Origin of the sequence: Collinsella sp. TF07-1 (assembly GCF_003437235.1) — a bacterium.
Classification (GTDB): domain Bacteria; phylum Actinomycetota; class Coriobacteriia; order Coriobacteriales; family Coriobacteriaceae; genus Collinsella.
In genome coordinates this window covers 14466-41000 of the sequence record NZ_QSRV01000003.1, presented here as the reverse complement: position 1 = coordinate 41000, position 26535 = coordinate 14466, and the positions used below count along the sequence as shown (strand labels likewise).

Genomic DNA, 26535 nt, shown 5'->3' with positions numbered 1-26535 from the left:
ATCACGCCCTATAAAACACGTTGTCGGCAAAGAAGTCGGTCGGCGGCTCCATGCAGGCGATCTCGCCATCAAACATCATGGAAATGTCATCGGCAACCTGCTCGGCAAAGTCTAGGTCGTGCGTCGCCATGACGACGGTGCCGCCAGCCTGCGCATGGTCGCGCAGGGCGCGGGCGATGATGCGGCGGCTGGCCAGGTCCAAACCCTTGGTGGGCTCATCGAGCAATAGCAGTTCGGGGCCGATCAACAGCAGCTTTGCCAACGCAAGCAGCTGACGCTGTCCGCCCGAAAGGTCATAGGGGTGGCGCTCCCCCAAGTCCGCGAGCCCCAGACTCGCCGCGCGCTCCCGCGCCATAGCCTCGTCGTACCCGCAGGCCGAAGCCCATTCCATCAGCTCGTCGCGCACCGTCTCGGCAACCAGCAGGGCCTTGGGGTTCTGCGGCAGCAGCGCAGCCGAGGCCGCCCCGCGCACCATACGACCACGTTGCAGCTTGGCAGTCTTGGCCAGCACCGAAAGCATCGTCGACTTACCGCATCCGTTGCCGCCCACGATCGCATGCACCGCACCGGCCGAAAACGCCACGTCGAGCCCGCGCAGCACCCAACCGCCCGCGCGATCGTAGCGAAACCAGCTCCCTGCCAGGGTGGTAGCCGACCCGCCGTACATTTTTTGGAGTATTCTGCTCCCATCCGTGCGCGGGAAGGCTTCCGAGCCGTTCTCGAGCGACGTTTGCGCCACAAATTCGGACGATTTGTCCAATTTCAAACTTTTTTTCGCGCTCGATACGTCCCCGGGCGGCTCCAGAGAGCCCAAATTGTCCTCACGCCTGTTGAATACTCCGTTTTTTGCACATCGGACGGCACCCCACCCCAACATGTCGTCGGAAAACAGCGATTCTCGGCGTCCCAAAGAAGCCATATCCGCCACCTCGCGCACGCGACCGTCCTCAATCCGGTACGCACACGTCGCGTATTCGAGCATCGGGCGCGGCTGGTGCGTTGCCACAACAACCGTGCAACCCAACTCGCGGTTCACGCGAAACAGCGCGTGCAGAAAATTTTTCTCGGCAACAGGATCGAGCTGGGACGTGGGCTCGTCGAGCAGCAGCACGCGCGGGCGCAAGGCCAGCACGGCCGCCAACGACAGCAGCTGCTTGCGTCCGCCCGAAAGCGCATCGGTATCGCGGTGAAGCCAATCTTCCAGTCCAAAGAAATAGCTGGTCTCAGCTACGCGACGGCGCATCTCGTCGCGCGACACACCCAGATTCTCTAGGCCAAACGCCATCTCGTGCCACACGGTTTCGCACACGATCTGGTTCTCGGGATCCTGGAACACATAACCCACGCGCTCCGCCGATGCCCGCACGTCCATGTCGGCGACGGGCTCGCCCAGCACGCGCAGCTCGCCGGAGCGCGTACCCGCCGGAGCGATCTCGGGCTTGAGCAGCGACAGCAGCGTCGATTTGCCCGACCCGGTACCGCCAACAAGCAGCGCAAACGCACCTTGGGAAACACGCCAATCAAGTCCCTCGAGCACCGGTGCCTCGGCCCCGGGATAGGCAAAACTAAGGCCTCGCACCTCAATCGCCGGCGCGGCCGAGCCATATGCCACACCCGCCGCCGAGCTCCTATCAAACCGAGCCATCAGCCAAACCTCTTCTCATCAATCGCATGAAACGCGCAAGGCAGCACCATCCAGGCAGCGTACACGACATAGCCCGGCCACGGCGCCGGCACCGAGAGCTGCGGATAAAACGAATACTGCGTCGTCGCGGTCCACGCCACTGCCACCGCGGCAGCACCAAACAGTGCGAGCCCGGCCAGCGCGGCAACGTCGCTGCGCCCCAGTCGATACCGCGCATACGTCGTACGACGCGTCGCGGCACCCCACCCGCGCGAGCGCATCGCGTCCGCACGCTCCAGCGAATCTTCCATGCCCCAGCCCATCAACACGCTCGACGCCCGCAGGCGCGAGCGCACGGGGTCGGCCGGCGCGCGGCCCGGCACGTCAATCGCATCTTGCACCGCCAGTACCGTGCGGCCGCGGCGCAAAAACTGCGGGATAAGCCGCATGCACATCGAGATCATGAGCGCAATCACCGGTGCGGCATTGCCCAGCAGCGCGAGCACCTTGTCGTATTCGAGCATCGACGCCGCGGCCTCAAACCACAGCACGCTCGCCACAAACAGCCCGCCCATGCACAGGCCGTATACCATGCTCTCCAGATACACCGCGCGCATGCCAATACGGAACAGCTCCGTCGAGCCCGAGGCGCTAAACAGCGGATTGAGCACCGCGACGATCAAAATCACCGGCAGCTGCCAGCGGAGCGCGCCCAGCGTGCGGGCAGCCCCACGCGCCGCAAATCCATACGCCAGCCCGCCCGCAAGTGACAGCGCAATCAGTACCGGCTGCATCGAGAACATAGTGAGCCCCAGCGTCAGCACTATATAGAGTGCCGGCACAGCCGGATGCGACATCGAGAATGCCGCGACGGGCTCGCCGCCAAACTCCTCTCGTATGTTGTCCACGGGCACCCCCGTCCCCTCGCTCAAACAACAGCTCCGCAGCACCGCCAACGCCGCACGCAAGCAGTGCAAACGGCACGCCGGCGGCGCAAGCCTCAACCGCCGCAAACCAATCGTTACGCGCTCGTCATATGCCTGCGGTATCATATTGCGCCGTGTATCGTTTCCAAACACACGTCTCTATAACGTAACAGGAGATCACATGGACGCAACCGCAATTATCCTCGCTGCCGGCGAGGGCACCCGCATGAAGTCGAACCACTGCAAGGTTTCGCACAAGATCCTGGGTAAGCCCATGGTCCAGTGGATCGTCGACGCTACCATCAAGGCCGGCTGCAGCCGCGTCGTGGTTGTCATCGGCAGCCACGCCGACGAGATGCGCGCCCTCATCGACGGCGCCTACGCCAACAGCGCCACCAAGGTCGAGTGCGTCGAGCAGACCGAGCGTCTGGGCACCGGTCACGCCGTGAAGGTCGCACTCGAGGCCTGTGGCATCACGCAAGGCCCCGTCGTGGTGCTCAACGGCGACCTGCCGCTCATCACCGCCGACACCGTCGCCAAGTTCGCGCAAACCGTCGCCACCGGCGAGCTCGCCTGCACCGTCATGACCATGACCCCGCCCGATCCTTTCGGCTACGGCCGCATCAAGCTGGGCGCCGATGGTCAGATCGAGCGCATCATCGAGCAGAAGGACTGCACGCCCGAGCAGGCCGCCACGCTGCTGGAGTGCAACGCCGGCTGCTACGCCTTTGACGGCGCGCAGCTCGCCGCCCACATTAACGAGATCGGCAACGACAACGCGCAGTCCGAGTACTATCTGCCCGACATGCTCGAGATCCTCAAGGGCCACGGCCAGGCTGTCTCCATCTTCCACTGCGACGACTACCGCGACGGCCTGGGCGTCAACAGCCGCATCCAGCTCGCACAGCTCACCGCCATCGCGCGCGACCGCATCAACGAGCACTGGATGGCCGAGGGCGTTACCTTCATCGACCCCACGCAGGCCTGGATCGGCCCCGATGCCGTTATCGGCCGCGATACCGTCGTGTGGCCGCAGACGCACCTGATCGGCCACGTCACCGTGGGCGAGGAGTGCCAGCTCGGCCCCAACAGCCGCCTCACCGACACCACCGTCGGCAGCGGCTGCGTCATCGACGAGACCATCGCCATCGAGGCCGTCATCGAGAACGGCGTCGACTGCGGCCCGCGCGCCTACCTGCGCCCGGGCACCCACATGCTCGACGGATCCAAGGCCGGCACGCACGTGGAGATCAAGAAGTCCACGATCGGCGAGGGCTCAAAGGTGCCGCACCTGTCCTACATCGGCGACACCACCATGGGCTCCGGCGTCAACGTGGGCGCGGGCTCCATCACCTGCAACTACGATGGCGTGCACAAGCACAAGACCGTCATCGGCAAGGACGCCTTCATTGGCTCCGACACCATGATGGTCGCGCCCGCCCAGATCGGCGACGGCGCGCTCGTGGCCGCTGGCTCCGTCATCACCGAGCCGGTCCCGGCAGACGCGCTCGGTCTGGGCCGCGCCCGTCAGGTAAATATTGAGGGCTGGGCCGCCGATTACCGCCGCCGCCTGCACGAGGACGACGAGGTATAACGTTTTACCAAGCACAAAAGGAGCTGCTCCATGGGGGCGGCTCCTTTTTCTATCGTGACCTGCGCAACCGGATGAGTGGTCGGTTCGTGTCCGTTGGCGGTAAAGACGTTATCAGGACCCGATAAACCCCGCCGCGCGGTTACAATGCAACAAGGCATCTATATGGCATTCGATGTATAAAGGAGAAGGGTAATGCCGATTAATGATCCCGAGAAGTCGGAGAATATGCGCAAGTCCATCCGCGTGTATTCCGGTTCCTCCAACCGTCCCCTCGCTCAGAAGATTGCTGAGTACCTTGGGGTCGAGCTTTCGGGCCTTACGCTAAAGCAGTTCGCCAATGGTGAGATTTACGCCCGCTACGACGAGACCGTCCGCGGCGCCGACGTCTTCCTGATTCAGTCCGTGGCCGGCGGCAACGTCAACGACATGCTCATGGAGCTGCTCATCGCCACCGACGCTGCCAAGCGCGCATCCGCCCGCTCCATCACCGCCGTTATCACCCACTACGGCTATGCCCGCCAGGACCGCAAGGCCGGCCCGCGCGAGCCCATCACCGCCCGCCTCGTCGCCAACCTGCTCGAGCGCGCCGGCGTCAACCGCATCATCACCCTCGACCTGCACCAAGGCCAGATCCAGGGCTTCTTCGATATCCCGGTTAACCACCTGTCCGCACTGCCGCTGTTTGGCCAGTACTACAACGACATGCACTTCGACACCGACAACCTGGTTGTCGTCTCCCCCGACGTGGGTCGCGCCAAGGCCGCCAAGAAGCTGTCCGACATGCTCGGCTGCGACCTGGCCATCGCCCACAAGGGCCGTCCGCGCCACAACGCCGCCGAGGTCATGGGCATCATCGGTGACATCAAGGGCAAGACCTGCATCATCAACGACGACATGATCGACACCGCTGGCACCCTGTGCGCCAACGTCAAGGAGCTCAAGGCTATGGGCGCCGGCGACATCTACGTCTGCGCCACCCACGGCATCTTCTCCGGTCCTGCCATCGAGCGTCTGAACGACGCCCCCATCGTCGAGTGCGTCGTCACCGACGCCATTCCCGTCGAGGTCGGCGGCAAGATCAAGACCATCTCGGTCGCCGAGGAGTTCGCCCAGGCCATTTCCGCCGTTTACCACGAGGAGCCCGTCTCCACGCTCGTCGGCGGCGACTTCGCGCTGTAGTCTGCCGCGCATCGCATCATCTTTGATGCTTTTAAAGGGTCGGAAGCTCGCTTCCGACCCTTTTTCTATCCCTCGCCAACCTTCCCTGGACAATTAGTTCAGATACGTATTTTTTTAAAGCCCCAAAGGGCCGTTCGGAGCCTTCTGAGCTCCCCGGCGGATGCCATGCCGCCCAAAGCTCATCGTTTTCGAGTACAACCTCCGCATATTTACCCTCAAATCGCCCTCAAAGGCCCTTAGAAACACCTCGAACGCCCGCCGCCTTATACGTATCTGAACTAACTGTCCAGTAGCCATCGTCAACCTTCTCGGCAGAGCTCAATTTCCTGCAATCCCCTCAACCGATTCCACCGATTTCCTAACACCCGGCCGTTCATGGCGCCCAGCACCCCGCTGAGCGAAAAGAACGGTATGGCGGTCGCATTCTGCCGCCAACTTAGTACGTTATAGCTATGACGACCGTGATTTCACATTTCTCCGCCCTCCGCGCAATTCGTCGCGCACGACGGGCGTACTCTGCCCTACCCTGGAGCTCCATTGATAGTGAACAGCAAGCACAGGCCTTGGCTAGCTGCATTCCCAATAATGACGCGATAGACTTTGGCGCACTTTCGATACTCGACGCCTGGAATGAAGATGATTCCGAGCTGCTCGATCTTCTCGTTTCAAACGAAGGCAACCGACGCCCCGACAAGCGACTTCTTCAGCATATTCTCTCCGCTCCGCTTCCTGAAGGTGCAATTATGCACGTCGAGGCCGACATCTACGCAACGTCTCCTGCCATGACAGCCATGCTTTGTTCTAAAAATGAATCAGTCGCCAAAACCTTGATGCTTCTCATGGAACTGGTCGGAACTTACTCCCTTCCTCCCGGGGCAACATACCCCATTGCCCATGACGACATCTGGCCCAAGGGCGATGGCTACGAAGCGACGGGCGATCTTGATTGCCTGGGCAACCAGTCAGCGGCCGAACAACAGAACGAAACCCGCTATGAACAGGCGCACTACAAATGCAAGCCCGCCACGACCATCGAAGAGCTCGAGGCGGTCGCACGGTTCGCCAAAAGTAGCTCATACGCCTCGTTTCGCACGGCAGTCAAACTCGCCCGGGCTGGATCCGCATCCCCAGCCGAATCCCTAATGTTTGCCGTTCTCGGAGCGCCCATGCGCTTTGGCGGATTCGGATGTTGCAGCCTGCCCATGGGAGGCCTGCAACTCAACCATCGAATCGACTTCGATACTCTTGCGGTCAACATGTCCTCGGGCATCCCCTATGCCATCTGCGACCTATATTGCCCGGCAGCCGGAGTCGACAACGAATACAACGGAATTGGGCATGAGCTTCAAAACGCTCGCATCCACGATGGCAATCGAAATAATGGCCTCAAGGCCATGGGCATCCACGTCCTGGTTATCAATCGCGACCAAATGAAAGACCTTGTTGCACTCGAAGCCTTCGCCCAAACGATGCATCGACTCGCAGGAGTCCGATTCCGGTACCGTATCAAGGGCTATCGCAAGCGACAGGCCGCTTGGCTCAACGCTCTGCGGGCCGGAACCGGCCTCGCGCCGGTCTAAACGGCGAATCACCCGTGCGCCGTCGAGCAGGGCTGGGCAGTTAGTTCAAATACGTATAAATGGACGCATTGAATTAGACTGTTTTGCAGCTATCTCTATACCATTCGCCCTATTTGAAGGCAGGGTAGACTTCAAAACAGCGCCATATGGACTAACTAAAGCTCCAAAACAACGTATCGGCATTGAATTGAGTAATTCGAGTCCTCAGAACTTATACGTATCTGAACTAACTGTCCACCTCGGATTTCGACGGCCGTCCAAACGCCCCCAAACGCCCTCAATTACCCTCCATTTGACAGCGGCAACAGGGTCGCTCACCATAGCAGGCGACAAATCAACGAAAGGATGAACATGGCAGCTGCACAGCCGCTTAAGATTCGCATGGTTGCCGGGCTTGGCAACCCGGGCGAGGAATATGCCGAGACCCGCCACAACGCCGGCTTTAAGGCGATTGACGAGCTGGCCCGTCAGGCCGGCGTCACGTACTGGAAAAACCAGGCCGGCGCCGAGGTCGCACTCATCAACATCAACGATCCCGAGGAAGAGGGTGGCAAGCGCCAGATCGTGCTGGTCAAGCCGCAGTCGTATATGAATACCTCGGGTGGCCCCATCTCCAAGCTCTGCCGCGAGTACAAGATCAAGGCCGAGGAGCTGCTCGTCATCCACGACGAGCTCGACATCCCCGCCGGTGACGTGCGCGTCAAGGTGGGCGGTGGCCACGCCGGCCACAACGGCCTGCGCTCCATCATCGACAAGATGGGCAGCCGCGACTTTAGCCGTATCCGCACCGGCATCGGCAACCCTCCCGGCAAGATGGCCGTGGCAGACTATGTGCTCAAGCAGCTGCGCGCCCGCGAGGCCGAGGCCTTCCAGGACACCTGCGCCCGCGCCGCCGACGCCGCCGGTCTGGCCATCGTGCACGGCGTAATCTACGCCCGCGACCACGTCAACGGCGCCGCCTCCGCCAACGGCAAGCACTAAAACCTACCGTTTGGGGATGTTTATTTTGGCAGGTTTTATCTGCGGAAACGCCCCGGTGGCCGCATCGCAATAAACCCCGCGCCGCCATACACGCATAACACCCCAAAGGGGGCCGGCCTCATCACAACCCGAGGCCGGCCCCCTTTGCCGTTTTGCCTGATAAAACCGACCAAAATAAACCTATCCCTATTTGGTAGGTCGAAGTGGATAAACCCTTTTCCCAACCGCCGAAGACACACGTAAACAGCATGTCCATGAGGGTATAATTTGCACCGTATGTCTGCACAACGCCTGTGCGCGTACGGTTTTATTCGGGCTACCGTCCATTTCCGTGGAGGCACGGTTCGGCGGCCCTAACAAGAGAGGGGTTCTATGTATAAGATCCTGGAGAAGACGCAGTTCTCGGAGAAGGTGTTCAAGTTCCGCATCGAGGCGCCCGCAATCGCCAAACATGCGCACGCTGGACAGTTCCTCATGGTTCGCGCCAACGAGACGGGCGAGCGCGTCCCGTTTACCCTAGCTGGTTGGAACGGTGACGAGGGCTGGGTCGAGTTCATCTTCATGGTGATCGGCAAGACCACCGAGATGCTTTCCACCTATGAGGCCGGCGAGTCACTGCGCGACGTCGTGGGCCCGCTGGGCGTTCCCACCGAGATGGCCGAGGGCCCCTGCGCCGTCATTGGCGGCGGCGTCGGCCTGGCAATTGCCTTCCCGGTCGCCAAGCACCTGGTCGAGACCGGCCACGAGGTCCACGCCATCATGGGCGCCCGCACCAAGGACCTCCTGCTCATGGAGGACCAGTTCCGCGAGCTCCTCGACGAGGACCACATCCATATCACCACCGATGACGGCTCCTACGGCGAGCAGGGCGTTGTCACCGCTCCGCTGGAGCGCCTGCTGCAGGACAAGGCCGTGAGCCAGGTCTTCTGCGTCGGCCCCGTTCCGATGATGAAGTTCTCGACCCTCACCGCCCAGAAGTACGACACCCCCATTACCGCGTCCCTCAACCCCATCATGGTTGACGGCACCGGCATGTGCGGCTGCTGCCGCGTCGAGGTGGGCGGCGTGACCAAGTTCGCTTGCGTCGACGGCCCCGACTTCGATGCCACCCTGGTCGACTGGGATGACCTTCGTGCCCGCCAGGCCGCTTACCGTTCCGAAGAGGGCGAGTCCCTCAAGGCTTATGAGGAAAAGAGCTGCGCATGCCACTAGTTAACGGTCGTTTCGTTGCCGATATGAAGTCGCCCCGCACCCCCGATAACGAGGAGCCGGCTGCCGAGCGCGCCTGCGACTTCCGCCCCGTCGACAAGGGCTTCACCGAGGAGATGGCGCTGGCCGAGGCCGAGCGCTGCCTCAACTGCAAGAAGCCGTTCTGTGTTGAGGGCTGCCCCGTCAACATCAACATTCCCCGCTTTATCGAGCAGATCCGCGCGAAGGACTTCGGCGGCGCTCTCGATACCATCCGCGAGGACTCCATGCTTCCCGCCATCTGCGGCCGCGTCTGCCCGCAGGAGAACCAGTGCGAGGGCAAGTGCATCCGTGGCAAGAAGTCCGAGCCCGTGGCCATCGGCCAGCTCGAGCGCTTCCTGGGTGACCGCCCCGAGCTCGCCTCCACGCCCAAGATGGCCCCCAAGAACGGCAAGAAGGTCGCTGTCGTCGGCTCCGGCCCGTCCGGCATCACCTGCGCCGGCGAGCTCGCCCGTAACGGCTTTGACGTTACCGTCTTTGAGGCCTTCTTCACCGGCGGCGGCGTGCTGGTCTACGGCATCCCCGAGTTCCGTCTGCCCAAGGCGGTCGTCAAGCGCGAGATTGACGGCCTGGAGGACATGGGCGTCAAGTTTGAGTACAACTCCGTCGTGGGCAACATGGCCACGGCCGAGGAGCTGTTCGAGCAGGGCTTCGACGCCATCTACGTGGCGACCGGCGCAGGCCTGCCCAAGTTCCTCAACGTCCCCGGCGAGAACCTGCCCAACGTCTTCTTCGCTAACGAGTACCTCACCCGCGTGAACCTGATGAAGGCCAACAAGTTCCCCGAGTACGACACCCCCACCAAGCACGGCAAGAACGTCGTTGTCTTTGGCGGCGGCAACGTGGCTATGGACGCTGTCCGTACCGCCAAGCGTCTGGGCGCCGAGCACGCCATCATCGCCTATCGTCGTACCGAGGATGAGATGCCCTGCCGTCGTGCCGAGCTGCATCACGCCAAGGCCGAGGGCGTCGAGGTTCTGCCGCTCGTCTCCCCGCTCGAGTTTGTCGCTGGCGAGGACGGCTCCGTGTGCGCCGTCAAGGTCCAGAAGATGGAGCTCGGCGAGCCTGACGAGTCCGGCCGTCGCCGCCCGGTGCCCATCGAGGGCGCCATCGAGGAGATCCCCTGCGACGTCGCTATTTCGGCTATCGGCACCAACGCCAACCCCTTCGCTGCCAAGATCGGCGGCAAGATGGAGCTCAACAAGTGGGGCTACATCGTTGCCGACGAGGAGACCGGCCAGACCACCGATCCCCGCATCTGGGCCGGCGGCGACATCGTCACCGGTGCCGCTACGGTCATTCTGGCGATGGGCGCCGGCAAGAAGGCCGCCGCTTCCATCACCAAGAGCCTGCTGGGCGAGTAATCACCCACAGCGCTAGCCATCAAACGGCAAAGTCCCCGTCGAGCACACGCCCGGCGGGGACTTTTTCTATGCCAGACCCCAGATCACCACAAAGGAGACAGGCACCTTTGTGGTGGTTTTGGACTTGCCTGATCGTTTTGTCTCAATCTGTAACAGTTGGAGTCCGTTGAGCCCTGCAGTTGTTACAGATCGAGATATTGTGCCGGCCGCCCACGCCGCATCTCAATCTGTAACAGTTAGAGACCAAATATGCCGCCTGGTGTTACAGATCAAGACGTTGGGCTGACGGCCGAACGGTTCATCTAAATCTGTAACAGTTAGAGCCATTTTCGCTGGCTTGGTGTTACAGATCGAGACTATGCAAAAGCCGAGGATAGGCACTGCCGCCAAGGCCTTCCCCTCGGCCTAAAACAAAAACCACCACAAAGGTGCCTGTCCCCTTTGTGGTGGTTTTGGTCGGTTAGTCTTCGAGCTGCGCTACTTTGTAGCGGTAGGCAGCGGCGATAACGTCTTTGCAGCCCTCGCGGCCCAGCTTGGCGCGATTGACGACGATGTCCTTACCGCTCGTCATCTTCCACTTTCCGGCACTGTAGCGCTTATAGAACGCCTCGCGCGCCTTCTGCTGCTGCTTGACCAGCTTGGCGCCCTTCTTTTTATTAAGGCCACGCTTCTTGCGCACAATCTCGACGCGGTCCTCAAAAGGAGCGGTCACCAACACGGCAATGTGGTTGGGGTTGTTACGCAGCAGGTAATCGGACAGGCGGCCTTCGATAATGCAGCTCTCGGTCTCGCCCAGGTCCAAAATCACCTGGCTCATCTTCTGGAACAACTTGTCCGAGTACGAACGCGCGTCGTAGCGGTCGGGCAGGAACGCCATGTTCTCCACGGCCAGACGCTCGTCGTAGGCGGCCATCTTGTCGAGCGACTCGCCCGCGCGCAGCGACGCACGTACCAGCAGCTCGTTATCGTACAGCGGAATCCCCAACTCGTCGGCAAGCATGCGGCCAATCTCGTGGCCCTCGGCGCCAAAGTCGCGCGCGATGGTAATGACCACAGGATTCTTCTTGTTCTCCAGATCGCTCATCGCGATTCCTTTCTAACAAATGAGAAAAGGCAATTCCTGATTCCCATTTTGTCACTTACGACCGTCCTGGTTTCCCAAGTGCGGCAGATTGCCCCGAAAGAGGAGCGCCGCGTACTAAATGTACGCAAGCGACGATTGAGGGGCAAGGTGCCGTGCTTGGGGAAGCAGGACTATGCGGCCACGATGCGGCGTTGATATGCCCTCACCAGCAGCGAGATACCAAAGTTGAGCACGAAGTACATCGCAAACACCAGGCCGTAGAGCATAAGCACCTGCGACAGGTCGATCGCGTGGGCCATCACGACGTTTGCCGTGTACATGAGCTCGGCCACGTTAATGCCCGAAAGATACGAGCTGTCCTTGATGACGGTCGTGCACTGGCTAAACAGCGCCGGAATGATCGTCTTAAATGTCTGCGGCAGAATGATGTAGCGCATGGTGGCAAAGAAGCCAAAGCCCTGGCTCTGCGCTGCCTCAAACTGGCCGCGCGGAATCGAGTTGAGGCCGCCGCGCACAATCTCGGCCATAACAGCGCTGGTAAACAGCGTAAAGGCGATGGTCGAAATCACAATGTCCAAACCCTGCACCGTAAAGTAGATAAACAGGATCCACAGCAGGTTCGGCGTGCAACGGAACAGCTCGATGTAGGCACTCACCAAAATACGAAACGGGCGGGGCGCATAGCTTTTAACGAGCGCCAGCACCGTGCCAAAGATGAGCGAGAAAAAAATCGACAGCGCCGAGATCTCGATCGTCTTAACAAAGCCGCCCCAAATGTAGAGCAGGTTGGTCGCGTTGAAGATTTCCATGCGCTAGGCCTCCTCTACGTTGTCGAGCCCCAGCTCGGCGAGGCTCACGCCGCGCGGACGCTCCTTGGAGCGGCGCTCGAGCCACTGCACCAGCATGGCGAGCGGAAAGCAGATGATGAAGTACATAAGGCAGCAGACGATGTATCCCTGCAGGTAACCGTACAGGCTCACAAAGTTGTCTGAACGGTACATAAGGTCGCCGCCGGCCACAAGCGCCAGCACCGACGTGTTCTTGACTAGGTTGAGTGCCTGGTTACACAGCGGCGGCAGAATGATCTTGAATGTCTGGGGCAGCACGATGTACCAGTACGCCTGCGCACGGGTGAAGCCCTGGCTCTGCGCCGCCTCCATCTGACCGCGCGGAACCGCCTCGATACCGGTGCGGATAACCTCCGAGATGTAGGCCGCGTGATACAGGCCCACGCCCAAGAAGCCCAGCACGAACGGCGCGATGCGCACCGGCTGGTCGGCACCGGTTATGGCCTGCAAAAACTGCGGACCAGCCATGTACATAAAGAGCACCTGCACGGGCAACGGGGTGTTCTGGTAAAACTCCACGTACACGCGGCTTATGGCGCGCAGCACGCGCGAACGGGTGGTAGAGAACACACCCAGCAGCGTGCCCAGCACCAGCGACAGCAGCAGACCGGCAACGACCACCTGTAGCGTCACGCCAAAGCCCTCCCAGAAGGGCCCCATGTTTTGAAATGTCGTCGACCAACGGTCGGCGTCAAATAATCCTTCGAGCATTTGATTCCTTCCTTGGACGATGCGCCTATACAAGACCCCAGGTCTTGACCTCTTGGTCGAGCCAGCCGTCGGCCAGACGATCGCAAATCACCTGATCGACCACGGCCGAAAGGTCGCAGCCCTTCTTGGTCGCCACGCCGTAGCCCTGCTCGCCAAACTTGACCTCGGGCTGCAACAGCTCAACGGTCTCGTTCATGTAACCGGCCAGCGTGGAGCGGTCCATGGCAAAGACGTCGATATTGCCGGCGTCGAGCGAACTCTTGATGATGGGATAGCCACTAAAAGCCCTAAACTCGGGCTTACAGCTAAAGCCGTTGTCCTTGATCATCTGCTCGATCAGGCCCTGCGTGGTGGCACCCTGGCTCACGCCGATGACCTTGCCGTCCAGGTCCTCAATCGAGGTAAAGCCCGAACGCTTCTTGACCATGAGTCCCACGTAGTCGGTGCGGTACGGCGTCGAGAAATCCCAGCTCTTCTTGCGCTCGTCGGTGATGGTGTAGGTCGCCGCGACCACGTCGAGTTGGCCGTTATCGATCAGCGGGCCGCGTGTCTTGGGCGTTACGTCGGTAAACTCGACAAGCTCCTGGGCACGGGCTTCCTTGTAGCTCACGCCAAAGACAGCGGCGGCGATCTGGTAGCACAAATCGACTTCCATGCCCTCAAAGCGGCCTTTGGCGGTGTCGTAATAGCCGTAGCCGGGAACATCTTTCTTGACACCGGCATTCAGATGGCCGCGCGACTTGATGGCCGCAAGCTTGGATCCCTTGTCGGAACCCTCGCCGCTGGTGGAGTTGCCGCAACCGGTGAGCGCGGTCCCCGTCAGCGCGAGCATGCCGGCGCCCGCCAGCTGCAAAAAGTGACGGCGCGACACGGCCGCCCTCGTCATATCCGTCATGTCCATCACCGCGCCTAGTGCAGAATCTTGGACAGGAACTCGCGGCAGCGCGGGTTCTCGGGGTTATCGAAGAAGTGCTCGGGCGTGCCCTCCTCCAGGATGCGGCCGTCCTCCATAAAGATGACGCGGTCGGCCACCTGGCGCGCAAAGCCCATCTCATGCGTCACGCAGATCATGGTGATGTCCTCCTGCGCAAGCTCAATCATAACGTCCAGAACCTCCTGGACCATCTCGGGGTCGAGCGCCGAGGTCGGCTCGTCAAACAGGATGATGGGCTGCTTGGTACACAGGGCACGGGCGATGGCGATGCGCTGCTGCTGACCACCCGAGAGATTCTGCGGATACTCGCCGGCCTTATGCGCCATGCCGACGCGCTTGAGTGCGGCGATGGCGATCTCGGTCGCCTCCTCCTTGCTCTTCTTTTGCAGCTTGATGGGCGCGAGCGTCAGATTGCCGAGCACCGTCATGTTGGGATACAGGTTGAACTGCTGAAACACCATGGAGCTGTACTTGCGAGCCATCTCCAGGTGATTCTTTTTGGTGAGCGGCGTACCGTCGATGACGACCTCGCCCGACGTAGGCTCCTCCAGATAATCGACGCAACGGATGAGCGTCGACTTACCCGAACCAGAAGGCCCGATCATTACGAGCTTCTCGCCGCGCTTGACGGTGAGGTTGATATCTTTGAGCACATGCAGGTCGCCAAAGTACTTGTTGAGATGCTTGATCTCGATCATGTCTGCCATGAATGTCCCTTCCCTGCGTTTACACGAGTTGAACTATTGTACGGAAAGAACCACGTTTCCGCAGCCCACGCTACATCCCCGTAAAGAACCCGCAACCTTCCGCCCACTCATTGGGCACAGACTTAAATGAGTACCCCCCGTGGGTACTCATTTAAGTCTGTCCCCAATGAGCACCGAAAATAATACAACCGCCCTTGTTGAGCATAAGTCAGCGAAAACCCGTACACGCGAGCAAGGTGACGTGAAATGAAAGGGCGCAGACCTTATGGTCGCGCCCTTGAAATTGAACGTCAGATTGCCGTGTGTACGGGTTTGCAGCGTCGAGCCGTTACGCGGTTTGGTAAAACCGCGTAACAAATTACGCGAGTTTGGCTCCAACGATCTTTGCTGCTGCCGGCTTATCAAAGTTGCCGCCAGTGGCCTTACCCAGAGCGCCCATGACCTGGCCCATCTGCTTCTTGGACGTGGCGCCCAGCTCGGCGATGACCTGCTCGATCAGGGCCTCGAGCTCCTCGCCCGAAACCTGCGCGGGCAGAAGGCTCTCCAGAATCTTGACCTGCTCGGTCAGGTTGTCGGTACGCTCTTGGTCGGTGCCGGCCTTGATGGACATCTCCAGCGTCTCGCTCGTCTGCTTAATCAGACGCTTGATCATGCTGTTGACGTCTTCCTCGGTCACATCGCGGCGCTCGTTAACCTCGATATTCTTCACCTCGGCCTTGACCTGGCGAATGATGGACAGGCGAACCTTGTCCTTAGCCTTCATGGCCGCGATCATTTCCTTCTGCAGCTCTTCGTTGGTCATCTGCAAATCCTCTCTAATAGCGTGGGCGGCACTCGCGCGAGCACCGCCCCATGATTACTCAGTCGTCGACGAATCGTCGGTCGAACTCTTGGTAACGCCCTTCAGACTCACGTTATAGGGTACGTCCTTGGGCATGGGGTTGACGGTGATGTCGGCATCCTTCTTGTACTGCTCCAGCCACTCGCTGTACGCAGTGCTGGCCGCTTGCGTCTTCACCACGTTGGAGACGTACTTTTTGATGGCCTTGGGCACCTGGTTGATGTCATCAACCTGATTATCGACATGGAAGTAGTCGGTGCACTTGATGATGTGGTAGCCATAGGTCGACTCGATGACTTCGCTCACGTCGCCCTTGTTGAGCCCCTCGAGCGCCGTCTGGTAGCTGTCGACAAAGGTGGTGAGCTTATCCCAGCCCACATCGCCCTTCTTCTCCTTGGAACCGGTGTCCTCGGAGTACTGCTCAACGGCGTCCTCAAAGCTCAGCTCACCGGAGTTGATCTTGTCCAGGCACTCCTGCGCCTTGGCCTTGGCGGCAGCCTTGTTCTCGTCGGAAGCGTCGGAATCAACCTTGATCAGGATGTTCGACGAGCGGCGGGCGTCGTTGTAGCTGGACAGGTTTTCGTTGATGTAATCGACGATCTCGCTGTCCTTGGGCTTGCTCGTGGGCGCGACGGCATCCTTGAGTTTCTGCTGCGCCAGACTCTCCTTGAGCGAATCCTTGTAGGTATCCTCGGTATAGCCGTAGGTCTTGAGGGTCTTCTTAAAGGCCTTGGCACCGCCCGCGCTCTTGCATGCGTCCTTCCAAGCCTTCTCGACCTCCTCGTCCGACACCGTCACGCCGTTCTCCTTCTGTGCCTGTTGAAGCAGAATCTGCTGCGTGTAGGAGTCGATGAGTTGCTTGCGGTACTTCTTGGGCGTGAGGTCGTTGTCGACCAGGTACTGCGCCCAGTCCTTGTCATTGGTGTAGCCGTAGGACGTGCGCATGCTCATGATCTGCTTGGTCACGGTGTCCTCGGTGAGGTTGGTGCCGTTGATAGTGGCAGCTACACCGCCGGTAAGCTTGTAGCCCGAGGTATCCTCTGCCTGCGACATCAGGCCGGAGCACGCCATGGCCGAGACGGAAAGCAGCATTGCCAGCACGCCGATGACCACCAGAACGATCTTGACGGTCTTGGACACGCGGGTCTTGCGCTGCTTCTTGCGAGAGCTGGAGGCGGCGCGAGCCTGCTGCTCGGGCGTCGGCTCGGGTGCGGGGTTCTTTTTCTTATTTGCCATAGTTGGCCTTTCGCATAACGAATCGAACAAACGCCATTGTGTCACAACGCAGCCCCCGCGGCACGCTTGGTGCATTGGGGACAGGTTAATCTGCACCATTTTGGTGCAAAGGGGACAGCTCTGGCAGCCGGCACCTTAGAAGTGGCGGCGGATGGCGTCGACCATGCCCTGGGACGTGGTCTGGCCGAGCACGTCGGCTGCGGCATCGGCGTCCATAAAGATGTTCATGAGCGCCTGCAGGGCCTCGACCTGGCCGCCCGGCTCGGCGATGCCCAGATTGATGACGATCTGCGCCGGCACCGGAGCGCCCATGCCAGCCATAGCGTTAAATGTCACGGGCGCGGCGGGCTTCACCACCGCGATATAGGGCTTGGCCACAAACCCCGGATCGGTATGCGGAATGGCAATGTTTGCCGCCGGCATGGCAAGACCCGTGGGATAGGCATCCTCGCGCGTGCGAACGGCGTCGAACCAACCGTCGGCAATGTAGCCACGCGGTACAAGCTCGCCCTCAAGCCGCGCGAACACCTCATCCGGCGTCGCACACTCCCAATCAAAAAACACCAGCTCAGGCGCAAACAGCGCTTCGTTATCCGCCATGCGCTCACCTCTCTCACCTAGTCATTCAAGAACGTCCCCGATGACTACCCAAAACAAAAGGTGGCCACACGCGCCTTGGCGCCAATGACCACCCTAACCACTCAACTAAATTGCACTGTGCACCGCTAGCCGCGGGGCGCATCAATTGCGACCTTGCCGCTCTCCAGCACGTGGACGCGGCCGTCAGCGAGCATTTGCACGACCTCGGGATACAGCACGTGCTCAATCGCGTGGATGTGCTCCTCGAGCGTATCGACATCCCAACCCTCCTCAACAGCCAGCGCACGCTGGGCGATGATGGGGCCGTTATCGTAGATCTCGTTGGCAAAATGCACGGTCACGCCAGTCACCTTGACGCCGCGCGCAAACGCATCGTCAATCGCATGAGCACCGGTAAAGCTCGGCAGCAGCGCCGGATGCAGGTTGACCACGCGATTGGGGAACGCCGCCAGCAGTGGCGTGTGCACCATACGCATGTAGCCGGCCATGACCACATATTCGCAGCCGCGCTCGAGCAGCTCATGCGCGATGATTTCGTCAGCGGCGATAGGATCGGCATAGACATCCTTGGACAGCGTGAGCGTCTGGATGCCCGCACGCTCGGCGCGCTGCAAGCCCTTGGCCGAAGGACGGCTCGACACTACAAGCTCAATCGAGGCGTTGAGCTTGCCGGCGGAGATAAGGTCGATCAGCGCCTGCAGGTTGGTGCCCGAACCGCTGATAAGCACGCCGATCTTGAGCGGCTCGGCCGTATCGGTGCCGGTCGGACGGGTGTAGGGCACAAAGCCCAGGCCCTCGGCAGCAGCCATCTGCTCGCTAGCGCTCATCGGAGTACACGACCTTACCGGAACCCTCGACGCACTCGCCCACGCGGAACGGCTTCTCGCCCAGCGCGACCAGAGCCTCGGTCACGGCAGCCTCGTCCTCGGGGGCAACGATCAGGCACAGGCCGACGCCCATGTTGAAGGTCTTGCATGCCTCGTTGGGCGCGAGCTCGGCCTGGCGCGACACGTAAGTAATGACGGGCGGAACGTCCCAGCCCATCTCGGCACCGTTGCGGGTGACCACGGCATCGACGTCGTCGGCGAGTGCACGGTTGAGGTTCTCGGTAATACCGCCACCGGTGATGTGGGCAATGGCATGAACGTTGGCGCCACCGCGGAGCAGCTCCAGAATCGGCTTGACGTAGATGCGCGTAGGGACCAGCAGAGCATCGGCCAGCGAAGCACCGTCGAGCTCCTCGAGCGGACGGCTCAGCTCCTCGGCCTTAGCGGCGGCCTCGGGCGTGCCCGGCTTGATGCCGTCAACGCCGATGACCTTGCGCACGAGCGAGTAGCCGTTGGAGTGCACACCGGTGGAAGGCAGACCCAGGATCACATCGCCGGGGCGAACGTTCGCGGGGTCGAGCATCTTGGGACGGTCGACGACGCCCACGGTAAAGCCGGCGAGGTCGTAGTCGGCGGGAGCCATGACGCCGGGGTGCTCGGCCATCTCGCCGCCCACGAGCGCGCAGCCCGCGAGCTTGCAGCCGTCGGCCACACCCTTGATGATCTTTGCCATGTGCTCGGCCTCAATGTGACCGATGGCAACGTAATCCAGGAAGAACAGCGGCTCGGCGCCCGAAGCCAAAATGTCATTGACGCACATGGCGACCAAGTCCTGGCCCACCGTCTCGTGACGGTCCATGATCTGGGCGAGCACGAGCTTGGTGCCCACGCCATCGGTGCCGCTAATCAGGATCGGGTCTTCCATATCCTTAAGCGCGGCGGCCGAGAACAGGCCGCCAAAGCCACCGATGCCGCCGATGACCTCGGGGCGGTTGGTGTCCTTGACCATCTGCTTAATAGCGTCGACGGCGCGGCCGCCCTCGGCGGTATCGACGCCGGCGTCCTCGTACGTCACATGCTTGCTGTCGCTCATCTGAGCCTTCCTCTCCCACTACCGTCTGACGAGCAGGCGCCAAACGGTGCTCATAGTTGCGCCATTTCGGCGCGCGCCATAACAGCACGCGCCGTCATATCAACAAAACAGCAGGTAAAACCTACCAAAATAAACCTGTCCCTACATGGCAGGTTTTAGGCCTCGCCGTGCTCCTCTTCCCAGCTGCGGTCGACATATTTCTCGACCACGGCGTCGTCGTCAAAGTGCAGCGGCTTGTCCAGGTTGCGGGGCTTAAAGCCCTCCATGAACTTGTCACGGCCAAAGCTCTCGGGAATCGCCACGGGATAGCGGCCGGTAAAGCACGCGTCGCAGTAGCCGCCCTTGGGCATGACCTTCAGCAGGCCCTCGACCGAAAGGAAGGCCAGCGAATCGGCGCCAATGTACTCGCAGATCTCATCGACCGTCTTGTTGGCACTGATGAGCTGCGACTGCACGTCGGTATCGATACCGTAGAAGCACGGCCAGATGACCTCGGGCGAGTTGATGCGAATGTGAATCTCCTTGGCGCCGGCGTTGCGCAGCATCTTGACGAGCTGCACCATGGTGGTGCCGCGCACAATGGAGTCGTCGATGACGACCAGGCGCTTGCCCTCGATGTTGTCGCGCAGCGGGTTGAGTTTCATACGCACGCCCATGGCACGCAGCTCCTGCGTAGGCTCGATAAACGTACGACCCACGTAGCGGTTCTTGATAAGACCCTCACCAAAGGGAATGCCACTCTCGTGCGAATAGCCCTCCGCGGGCGGCAGGCCGGAGTCGGGCACGCCGATGACCAGGTCGGCCTCGACGGGCTCCTCATGTGCCAGCTGACGACCCATGTCATAACGGCAGGCGTAGACGCTCTTGCCGTTCATGATGGAATCGGGGCGAGCGAAGTAGACCTGCTCAAAGATGCAGTTAGCAGGCTCTTCGGCAGCAGGCACGCCCTGCTCGGACACAAGGCCCTCGGCGCTGATGCGCAAAATCTCACCGGGACGGACGTCGCGGACGTACTCGGCGCCCACAATATCGAGCGCACAAGTCTCGGAGGCGACGACCCAGCCGCCGGCGCGGGTGACATGGGTGGCAACGTCAACCGTCGCGGCGCCGTCCTGCGACGGCAGCTGCGAAACGGATGCGGCATCGGCCTGGTCCAGGCCCTCGTCCACCAGCTTGCCCAACACCAGTGGGCGAATGCCATGCGGATCGCGGAAGGCGTAGAGCGCCTGCTCGTTGATGAGCGTCATGGCATAACCGCCACGCACGAGCTCCATGGTCTTGCGAATGCCCTCGCGCAGGTGGCCCGTACGCTGGGTAAAGTAGCCGATGAGCTTGGTCGCGACCTCGGAATCCGAATTGGAGAGGAACGGCACGCCCAGCTCGATCAGCTGGCGGCGCAGCTCGTCGGTGTTGACGAGGGTGCCGTTGTGCGCGAGCGCGATAATGACGCTATTGATGGTAGAGAGGTGCGGCTGAGAGGCTTCCCAGCTCTTGGCGCCGGCGGTGCCGTAGCGCACATGACCCACGGCCAGCTGACCGGAGAGCGTCGACAAGTCGGCATTGGAGAACACGCGGTCGAGCAGGCCCAGATCCTTGCGGACCATAACCGTACCGCCGTCACCCACGGCGATTCCCGCCGATTCTTGGCCACGGTGCTGCAGTGCACGCAGGCCAAAGTACGTCAGTCGAGCCACGTCGCGATCGGGCGCCCAAACACCAAAAACGCCGCATTCCTCATGCAGCTGGTCGGAGTCCGGATCATACGTCGACATGGCGTTCACCTGTCCCGCGGCACGCTCGGCCGCGCGGATGGTTTCTTGAGACATGGCATCCCCTCAGAGCCTCGTATTTTGGCGTTACCCGCCTTATTATACGCACGGCGCGACGCGCTCCCCAGCGCATGAGCAGCGCTTTTTAAAAGCCCACCGAGCTAATAATCCGTTTTGCGGCCAAACATTTTATCGGTCTGTCCAGCGCAAGCGCCCGCGCCCCCAGATGGCCGCCGCGTCCGCCGTTGGGGATTACAAAGTTGCAATTGGGACGTTCGTCCTGTCTTTTGGCAGGTCGGCGGCGTATCCTTATAACCGACAACAAAGCGAGAAAGGTTCTGTATGGATCGAAACGAACTCGACCCCAGCGTCCCCAGCGCCACGGAGGTCAAGAAGATTCCCCTCATCATTAAGGTGTACGCCGTCCTGTGCATCCTATCCGGCGTGGGCACACTCCCGTCGGTCGCTGCCTTTATGTGGCAGGTCATCACCGCGCTCATCAACGGCAACGCCGCCGAAAAGCTCGGCGACAATATGCTGGTCTCGGTTGGACTCATCGTCGCCGGCATCATGCTCTCTGCGGCAAGTGCCGTCATCCTGATCATCTTTGGCCTGGACCTTATCAAAAACCAGCGCCGCAACGCCGCCCGCCTGTCCTACATCCTTATTGCATTCACCGTCGTCGAGCTTTTGGTCGACGTGATGCTCCAGGGCATCGGGCCCTTCTTGCTGCGCCCTGCCATTCAGCTCGGCATCCTCGTAGCGCTTTCGGCAACCGTCGACCCCACGCTGCGCCAGGAGCGCGAACTGCAGCGCCGCCTGCAGGAGATGCTCGACCGCGACGCCGCCGCCGAGGGCATGCTCGGCCGCGATGAAACCGGCGAGGGCTACATCAAGCTCAACTACTTCAACCTGTTCTGGGTATTCTTCGTCTGCTGCGTGCTCGGCCTGATCGCCGAGGACATCTGGCATATGACAGTCGACGACCCGGGCGTCTACCAGAACCGCGCCGGCATGCTGTTTGGTCCCTTCAGCCCCATCTATGGCTTTGGCGCCGTACTCATGACCATGGTGCTCAACCGCTTCTATAAAAAGAACCCCATCATCATTTTCCTGGTAAGCGCTGTGCTCGGCGCGAGCTTTGAGGTGTTCGTGGGCTGGTTTATGCAGACCTCATTTGGCGTGGTCTCGTGGAGCTACTCGCACATGAAGCTGTTTGGCATGCCCGACCCACTCGCCGTCCTTACGGGCGGACGCACCTGCACGGGCTTTGCCTGCCTGTGGGGCCTGGGTGGCCTTATCTGGATCAAGCTGCTGTTGCCGAGGCTGCTCAAGCTCATCAACATGATTCCGTGGAAGAGTCGCTACTCGGCTACCGTCATCTTTACCGTCATTATGCTGGTCGACGGCGTCATGACGCTGCAGTCGCTCGACTACTGGTACCAGCGCGTCAACGGCACGGAGCCGGATATTCCCGTCGCGCAGTTCTACGGCAAGTATTTCGATAACGACTACATGGAGAACCGCTTCCAGAGCATGACCATGAGTCCCAAGGATGCGACGCGCGTGTAGCGCCACGCAATGCCGAGATTTTCCAACGCACAGAAAAGCCCGCTGGCAGACTGACCGAGCCTGTCTATCGTGGCTGGGGCAGAGGGATTCGAACCCCCGTAACTGGTACCAAAAACCAGGGTCCTGCCGCTGGACGATGCCCCAAATGGGTGTGGGCGCGCAAGCGCGCCGCTCTAGTGTAGCGTACCTAGTCGCTCAGCGCATCACATAGGCCGTCGAGAAGGCGAACGGCCAGAGTTTGCGCATCACTTGAAGTGAACGTGCCGTAGCCGGTGATGCCCGTGAGCTCGATGCGGAGCTTGATCGGGCGGGCGGGTGGCCGCCGCGGCGACCGCCGTCTTGATGCGCAGTGAGAGGTTGTTGCACTCGGCCAGGGTGATCGTGGCGCGCGGCTCGGCGTCGTCGGGCAGCGCATCGGAGGCGATCTCGACCGTCAGGTCCACATCCTCGGGCGCGACGTCGTCATACAGCACGATGCCGCTGCCATCGGTCGTTGCGGTTGCGATATTCCACACGCGCGAGGCGACGTTGCGGGCGATTGCGTCCTCGCCGCCGATGGCGATGCTCCAGCTTTCGAGCACGCTCGCGGCGCGGGCGAACCCCATGCGGGCCTCAGCCTCGACATCGATCACAGAGGGCTTGCCCTCCCACACATGGTGCAGGCGGTTCACGTAGTTGAAGGTGTCCTGGAACGCCATGCCATCGGCGAACAGCCCCACGTTCTCCTGGAACTGCTGCAAAGCGGCCTCGGTATGCGGGCCAAAATAGCCGTCGTCCACGCCGCAGGCAAAGCCGAGCGTGTTGAGGGCGCGCTGCAGGGCGCGTACGTCGGCACCGTGGAAATTGGGAAGGCGCAGGTACAGCGTGCGATCGCCGAGTTTGTAAGACTCGTCCACCAGCGCGCTCCAGCATGTACCGTCCACATCCTCGCCCGCATCCAGTCCCTGCTGGGTGCGAAACGCGCGAACGGCCGCAACCGTAGTTGCGCCGAACTCCTTTGCCGTCATTTCGGCGGCGTCGATCATATATCCAAGCGAGGAAAGGCGCGTCTGCACGTCCTCGACGGCAGGCCCTTGCATTCCCTGCGAAATGGGTTCCATGAGATCCCCTTACAACCTGGCGCACGCTGCGGACTTACAGGCCGCACGGCGCGTCTTCATGCGCGCGGGAGAACGAGTGCCTTCGCGCGGCATACATCATACAGTCTACCAAGAGTGCCGACGGCTCCGCATAAAGTACAGCAGAGTGCCACCTTGCAAACGGAGTTAGCTTGATTCGCTTACGCGTACTTCAAAGTCAAAGGAGTTACTTTCGCCTCGATACGTCGCCACGGAATACTCGACAGGAGAGTCAAGCGCGTCTCGTGCAACGGTTTGGAAAATGATGAGGGGGTCGCCCTCTTCAATGTCGAGCAGGGCGGCGGTCGTCACATTGGCTTTTGAGACCTCGAGGTGGCGGTGCGCTCGCTCGACTGGGTTGCCAGATTTGCTCATGGCAAAATACAGGCTGGTCTCTTCAAAGTTGACAGCATCGAAGTCTTGGTACGGTTTGCAGGGAATATAGCTTTCCACAAATACGTTGGGGGTGTCGTCGGCATATCTTAGGCGGACGAGTTTGTACACGTCTTCGCCGGGCTCCAGCTCAAGCTTGCTGGCGATTTCGGTTGTTGCTTTGACTCGCTTGAAGGTGAGGACCTTGGTGCGTGGTGCGCGTCCGGCTCGCTTCATCTCGTCCTCGAAGCTCATAATGCGCATGGCAAAGGCCTGATCGACCTTGGGGAGCGTTACAACGGTGCCACGGCGCTGCCGTTTTTCCAAGTAGCCTTCGCTTACAAGGGTTTGCATGGCCTGGCGAATAGTTGACCGGCTGACGCCGTACATATCGCATAGTTGCATTTCAGAGGGGATGGTTTCGCCCACGGCGTACGTGCCGTTTTTAATTTTGGCGAGTAGATCATCTTTGATTTGGTCATAGAGCGTCATTTTGTCATACCTTTTTAAGGCCGAAGTTGGAACGAATATAACATATGGGGCGGAGCCATAAGGCTCCGCCCCGATGGTCGGGTTAAATTGTTGGCTTGCCGATTGAGCTATTGCTTAGAAGACGCCCAGCAGGCAGAGCGCGGAGACCACGACGGTCAGGATGACGATGACCTTGGTGGGGCTGTACTGCTTCTTGCCCAGCATCCACCAGGTGATCAGCACGGTCGCCAGGGGAAGGATGGAGGGGAACACGCCGTCGAGGGTTGCCTGCAGGGGCTGCCATTCGCCGCCCAGCGGGATGTTGAGGGTGGTGGTCAGGCCGATGTTGCCTGCGGCGAGGGCGCCGATGACCATGATGCCCAGGATGTTGAAGGCATCGGTGATGCGGCGGGCGTTCTCGCCCACGATGACGTCGATGGCGCCGACGCCGAGCTTGTAGCCGGTGCGGTAGCTGATGAACGAGATGAGCGGGCCGAGGATACCGTAGGCGATCATGTAGAACAGCGGGCCGATCGGGCTACCGCCCGTGGCGAGGCTCATACCGATCGAGAGCAGAATCGGGACGATGATGCCCTGGATGATGGAGTCGCCGATGCCCGCCAGGGGGCCCATGAGGGTTGCCTTGATGTTGTTGGGCATATCCTCGGAGACCTCGCCGCCCATGGCGATGTTCTCCTCGAGGGAGGTCACGATGCCGTTGATGAGCTGGCCGGTCTGGGGCTCGGTGTTGAAGAACACGGAGTGGCGGACGAGCAGGCGGCGCTTGGCGTCGGGGTCATCCTTGTAGTACTTCTCGGCAAAGGGGAGGTATGCCCAGGCGTAGGCGTGGCCCTGGAGCTTCTCGTAGCTCATCGAGGACAGGTGGGTGAAGGCCCAACGCAGCCAGATGGTGTTGAGCTCCTTGTTGGAAAGGTGGCCGCCGTTTTCGGTCTTCTTGGCGGTGGTGCTGGTGAGTTCCGTAGTCATGTGAGTTCGCTCCTTCGGGGATTAGAACAGATCGTCATCTTCGTAGACCGCGGTGGTCTCCTGGGGCTCGGAAGTCGCGAGCGCGGGTTCGGCGGTCTTGCCGCTCGACAGGAACACGAGGTAGGCGACGAGTGTGGCGAGGAACACGATGGCGATCATGGAGAGGCCGGCGAAGGAGAGGAGCACGAAGCCCGCGAGGAAGAAGATCAGCTGGGCCTTGTCCTTGATCACGATGTTCATGAGCATGCCGATGCCGAGAGCGGGAAGGACGCCGCCGAGGACGGAGATGATATGCGTGACGACCTCGGGAACGCTATTGAGCAGGGTTTCGACCACGCCCTGGCCAAAGTAGACGACCAAAAACACCGGGACGGCGCGGATGAAGAAGGTGCAGATTTGGGGGTAGATGATGTGCCACTTAGTGATGCCGCGACCATCGTTGGCCTCAGCGGCGGTCTGGGCCTTGCCGTTGAAGAAGGAGTAGAGGGCCATGCGGGTGTTGTAGAAGATGAGGCCGAGGGTTTGGCCCATGAGCACGGAAAGGGTGACGGCGATTGCCGGATCCTTGGTGGTGGCCATGGCCAATCCGATGCCGCCGTAGGAAGCGTAGGTGATTTCGGAGTTGGTCGCGCCGCCGGTGGACAGGTTGGCGATGAAGACGGCCTGGACGGCGACGCCGCATAGAACGCCGGCGCTCACGTCGCCGAATACGAGGCCGCACAGCAGGCCGGCGACGAGCGGGCGGCCCATTACGTAGTAGCCACCGGACATGCCGAACAGGCAGGCGCTCTCGATGGCGCCCAGGTAGCAGAAGACGCCGCACATGAGCGCGGGGAAGAGCAGGGTAAGGTCCATGGTGTTCCTCCTAA

Annotated in this window: 23 protein-coding genes, 1 tRNA gene and 1 pseudogene; 7 read left to right on the top strand and 18 right to left on the bottom strand. The window is 60.9% G+C overall.

Features of this window, described 5'->3' with window-relative positions; genetic code table 11:
- Window position 1: 1 nt before the first annotated feature.
- Together DXC67_RS01985 and DXC67_RS01980 are read right to left on the bottom strand one after the other, a co-directional pair.
- The gene (locus DXC67_RS01985; RefSeq protein ID WP_117637149.1) at window positions 2–1645 is read right to left on the bottom strand and encodes an ABC transporter ATP-binding protein; all 1644 of its coding nucleotides are present in this window, start codon (window positions 1643–1645) and stop codon (window positions 2–4) included.
- A complete protein-coding gene (locus DXC67_RS01980; RefSeq protein ID WP_233503128.1) occupies window positions 1645–2532 on the bottom strand; it encodes an energy-coupling factor transporter transmembrane component T in 888 nt (295 codons plus the stop codon). The genes DXC67_RS01985 and DXC67_RS01980 overlap by 1 nt, the downstream gene beginning before the upstream one ends.
- Before the next feature lie 199 nt (window positions 2533–2731).
- Between DXC67_RS01980 and glmU the strand changes: the two genes are divergently transcribed.
- From glmU to gltA, 6 genes are all read left to right on the top strand, one after another.
- Window positions 2732–4144, top strand: a complete 1413-nt coding sequence (gene glmU / locus DXC67_RS01975; protein ID WP_117637148.1) for a bifunctional UDP-N-acetylglucosamine diphosphorylase/glucosamine-1-phosphate N-acetyltransferase GlmU — start codon at window positions 2732–2734, stop codon at window positions 4142–4144.
- A gap of 192 nt (window positions 4145–4336) precedes the next feature.
- Window positions 4337–5323, top strand: coding sequence for a ribose-phosphate pyrophosphokinase (locus DXC67_RS01970; protein WP_089573682.1), 987 nt, complete (start codon window positions 4337–4339; stop codon window positions 5321–5323).
- 452 nt (window positions 5324–5775) lie between these two features.
- On the top strand, window positions 5776–6903 hold the full coding sequence (locus DXC67_RS01960) for a hypothetical protein (RefSeq protein WP_117637146.1): 1128 nt from the start codon (window positions 5776–5778) through the stop codon (window positions 6901–6903).
- A 351-nt stretch (window positions 6904–7254) separates the two neighbouring features.
- Complete coding sequence (gene pth / locus DXC67_RS01955) at window positions 7255–7884, top strand: aminoacyl-tRNA hydrolase (RefSeq protein ID WP_197032170.1); 630 nt, start codon at window positions 7255–7257, stop codon at window positions 7882–7884.
- A gap of 372 nt (window positions 7885–8256) precedes the next feature.
- Window positions 8257–9096 carry a sulfide/dihydroorotate dehydrogenase-like FAD/NAD-binding protein gene (locus tag DXC67_RS01950; protein ID WP_006235793.1) on the top strand — a complete coding sequence of 280 codons (840 nt, stop codon included), beginning with the start codon at window positions 8257–8259 and terminating at the stop codon, window positions 9094–9096.
- A complete protein-coding gene (gltA, locus tag DXC67_RS01945; protein WP_089572633.1) occupies window positions 9087–10496 on the top strand; it encodes an NADPH-dependent glutamate synthase in 1410 nt (469 codons plus the stop codon). The genes DXC67_RS01950 and gltA overlap by 10 nt, the downstream gene beginning before the upstream one ends.
- A 460-nt stretch (window positions 10497–10956) precedes the next feature.
- Here the strand turns inward: gltA and DXC67_RS01940 are convergent, their stop codons facing one another.
- The 11 genes from DXC67_RS01940 to DXC67_RS01890 form a co-directional block, all read right to left on the bottom strand.
- A complete protein-coding gene (locus DXC67_RS01940; RefSeq protein ID WP_055285378.1) occupies window positions 10957–11580 on the bottom strand; it encodes an AAA family ATPase in 624 nt (207 codons plus the stop codon).
- Between the two features lie 170 nt (window positions 11581–11750).
- Window positions 11751–12389 carry an amino acid ABC transporter permease gene (locus DXC67_RS01935; RefSeq protein ID WP_055285379.1) on the bottom strand — a complete coding sequence of 213 codons (639 nt, stop codon included), beginning with the start codon at window positions 12387–12389 and terminating at the stop codon, window positions 11751–11753.
- A gap of 3 nt (window positions 12390–12392) precedes the next feature.
- Window positions 12393–13139: an amino acid ABC transporter permease gene (locus tag DXC67_RS01930; protein WP_035136546.1), complete on the bottom strand. Its 747-nt coding sequence runs from the start codon at window positions 13137–13139 to the stop codon at window positions 12393–12395.
- A 25-nt stretch (window positions 13140–13164) separates the two neighbouring features.
- Window positions 13165–14040, bottom strand: coding sequence for a transporter substrate-binding domain-containing protein (locus tag DXC67_RS01925; protein WP_082435536.1), 876 nt, complete (start codon window positions 14038–14040; stop codon window positions 13165–13167).
- Window positions 14041–14048: 8 nt separating this feature from the next.
- Window positions 14049–14780, bottom strand: coding sequence for an amino acid ABC transporter ATP-binding protein (locus DXC67_RS01920; protein ID WP_022094215.1), 732 nt, complete (start codon window positions 14778–14780; stop codon window positions 14049–14051).
- Between the two features lie 358 nt (window positions 14781–15138).
- Window positions 15139–15582 (bottom strand): GatB/YqeY domain-containing protein, encoded by a 444-nt coding sequence (locus DXC67_RS01915; protein ID WP_006235801.1) that lies wholly within the window; start codon window positions 15580–15582, stop codon window positions 15139–15141.
- Between the two features lie 54 nt (window positions 15583–15636).
- Complete coding sequence (locus DXC67_RS01910; RefSeq protein ID WP_117637145.1) at window positions 15637–16857, bottom strand: peptidylprolyl isomerase; 1221 nt, start codon at window positions 16855–16857, stop codon at window positions 15637–15639.
- 135 nt (window positions 16858–16992) lie between these two features.
- Complete coding sequence (locus DXC67_RS01905) at window positions 16993–17457, bottom strand: PTS sugar transporter subunit IIA (RefSeq protein ID WP_117564041.1); 465 nt, start codon at window positions 17455–17457, stop codon at window positions 16993–16995.
- Window positions 17458–17582: 125 nt separating this feature from the next.
- A complete protein-coding gene (gene purN / locus DXC67_RS01900; protein WP_117637144.1) occupies window positions 17583–18284 on the bottom strand; it encodes a phosphoribosylglycinamide formyltransferase in 702 nt (233 codons plus the stop codon).
- Window positions 18274–19377 (bottom strand): phosphoribosylformylglycinamidine cyclo-ligase, encoded by a 1104-nt coding sequence (gene purM / locus DXC67_RS01895; RefSeq protein WP_117637143.1) that lies wholly within the window; start codon window positions 19375–19377, stop codon window positions 18274–18276. The genes purN and purM overlap by 11 nt, the downstream gene beginning before the upstream one ends.
- A 155-nt stretch (window positions 19378–19532) precedes the next feature.
- The gene (locus DXC67_RS01890; protein WP_117629792.1) at window positions 19533–21203 is read right to left on the bottom strand and encodes an amidophosphoribosyltransferase; all 1671 of its coding nucleotides are present in this window, start codon (window positions 21201–21203) and stop codon (window positions 19533–19535) included.
- A gap of 285 nt (window positions 21204–21488) precedes the next feature.
- Here DXC67_RS01890 and DXC67_RS01885 point away from each other — a divergent pair, with 285 nt between their 5' ends.
- Window positions 21489–22718, top strand: coding sequence for a putative ABC transporter permease (locus DXC67_RS01885; protein ID WP_117629791.1), 1230 nt, complete (start codon window positions 21489–21491; stop codon window positions 22716–22718).
- A gap of 70 nt (window positions 22719–22788) precedes the next feature.
- Here DXC67_RS01885 and DXC67_RS01880 read toward each other — a convergent pair.
- The 5 genes and pseudogenes from DXC67_RS01880 to DXC67_RS01860 form a co-directional block, all read right to left on the bottom strand.
- Window positions 22789–22862, bottom strand: a tRNA-Gln gene (locus DXC67_RS01880).
- 43 nt (window positions 22863–22905) lie between these two features.
- Window positions 22906–23818, bottom strand: a pseudogene (locus DXC67_RS01875) (peptidoglycan-binding protein).
- Between the two features lie 165 nt (window positions 23819–23983).
- Window positions 23984–24700 (bottom strand): GntR family transcriptional regulator, encoded by a 717-nt coding sequence (locus DXC67_RS01870; protein ID WP_117637142.1) that lies wholly within the window; start codon window positions 24698–24700, stop codon window positions 23984–23986.
- A 114-nt stretch (window positions 24701–24814) separates the two neighbouring features.
- Entirely contained in the window at window positions 24815–25666 is an 852-nt protein-coding gene (locus tag DXC67_RS01865) for a PTS system mannose/fructose/sorbose family transporter subunit IID (protein WP_117637141.1), read from the bottom strand.
- 21 nt (window positions 25667–25687) lie between these two features.
- The gene (locus tag DXC67_RS01860) at window positions 25688–26521 is read right to left on the bottom strand and encodes a PTS sugar transporter subunit IIC (RefSeq protein ID WP_117637140.1); all 834 of its coding nucleotides are present in this window, start codon (window positions 26519–26521) and stop codon (window positions 25688–25690) included.
- Between the last annotated feature and the right edge of the window lie 14 nt (window positions 26522–26535).

Coding starts and splice junctions, on each gene's coding strand:
- DXC67_RS01925 (WP_082435536.1), bottom strand. CDS start 14,040: ATGGACATGACGGATATGACGAGGGCGGCCGTGTCGCGCCGTCACTTT.
- DXC67_RS01970 (WP_089573682.1), top strand. CDS start 4,337: ATGCCGATTAATGATCCCGAGAAGTCGGAGAATATGCGCAAGTCCATC.
- DXC67_RS01920 (WP_022094215.1), bottom strand. CDS start 14,780: ATGGCAGACATGATCGAGATCAAGCATCTCAACAAGTACTTTGGCGAC.
- DXC67_RS01865 (WP_117637141.1), bottom strand. CDS start 25,666: ATGACTACGGAACTCACCAGCACCACCGCCAAGAAGACCGAAAACGGC.
- DXC67_RS01915 (WP_006235801.1), bottom strand. CDS start 15,582: ATGACCAACGAAGAGCTGCAGAAGGAAATGATCGCGGCCATGAAGGCT.
- DXC67_RS01905 (WP_117564041.1), bottom strand. CDS start 17,457: ATGGCGGATAACGAAGCGCTGTTTGCGCCTGAGCTGGTGTTTTTTGAT.
- DXC67_RS01890 (WP_117629792.1), bottom strand. CDS start 21,203: ATGTCTCAAGAAACCATCCGCGCGGCCGAGCGTGCCGCGGGACAGGTG.
- DXC67_RS01935 (WP_055285379.1), bottom strand. CDS start 12,389: ATGGAAATCTTCAACGCGACCAACCTGCTCTACATTTGGGGCGGCTTT.
- purM (WP_117637143.1), bottom strand. CDS start 19,377: ATGAGCGACAGCAAGCATGTGACGTACGAGGACGCCGGCGTCGATACC.
- DXC67_RS01960 (WP_117637146.1), top strand. CDS start 5,776: ATGACGACCGTGATTTCACATTTCTCCGCCCTCCGCGCAATTCGTCGC.
- DXC67_RS01950 (WP_006235793.1), top strand. CDS start 8,257: ATGTATAAGATCCTGGAGAAGACGCAGTTCTCGGAGAAGGTGTTCAAG.
- DXC67_RS01885 (WP_117629791.1), top strand. CDS start 21,489: ATGGATCGAAACGAACTCGACCCCAGCGTCCCCAGCGCCACGGAGGTC.
- glmU (WP_117637148.1), top strand. CDS start 2,732: ATGGACGCAACCGCAATTATCCTCGCTGCCGGCGAGGGCACCCGCATG.
- DXC67_RS01940 (WP_055285378.1), bottom strand. CDS start 11,580: ATGAGCGATCTGGAGAACAAGAAGAATCCTGTGGTCATTACCATCGCG.
- DXC67_RS01870 (WP_117637142.1), bottom strand. CDS start 24,700: ATGACGCTCTATGACCAAATCAAAGATGATCTACTCGCCAAAATTAAA.
- DXC67_RS01930 (WP_035136546.1), bottom strand. CDS start 13,139: ATGCTCGAAGGATTATTTGACGCCGACCGTTGGTCGACGACATTTCAA.
- DXC67_RS01860 (WP_117637140.1), bottom strand. CDS start 26,521: ATGGACCTTACCCTGCTCTTCCCCGCGCTCATGTGCGGCGTCTTCTGC.
- DXC67_RS01910 (WP_117637145.1), bottom strand. CDS start 16,857: ATGGCAAATAAGAAAAAGAACCCCGCACCCGAGCCGACGCCCGAGCAG.
- DXC67_RS01985 (WP_117637149.1), bottom strand. CDS start 1,645: ATGGCTCGGTTTGATAGGAGCTCGGCGGCGGGTGTGGCATATGGCTCG.
- pth (WP_197032170.1), top strand. CDS start 7,255: ATGGCAGCTGCACAGCCGCTTAAGATTCGCATGGTTGCCGGGCTTGGC.
- purN (WP_117637144.1), bottom strand. CDS start 18,284: ATGAGCGCTAGCGAGCAGATGGCTGCTGCCGAGGGCCTGGGCTTTGTG.
- gltA (WP_089572633.1), top strand. CDS start 9,087: ATGCCACTAGTTAACGGTCGTTTCGTTGCCGATATGAAGTCGCCCCGC.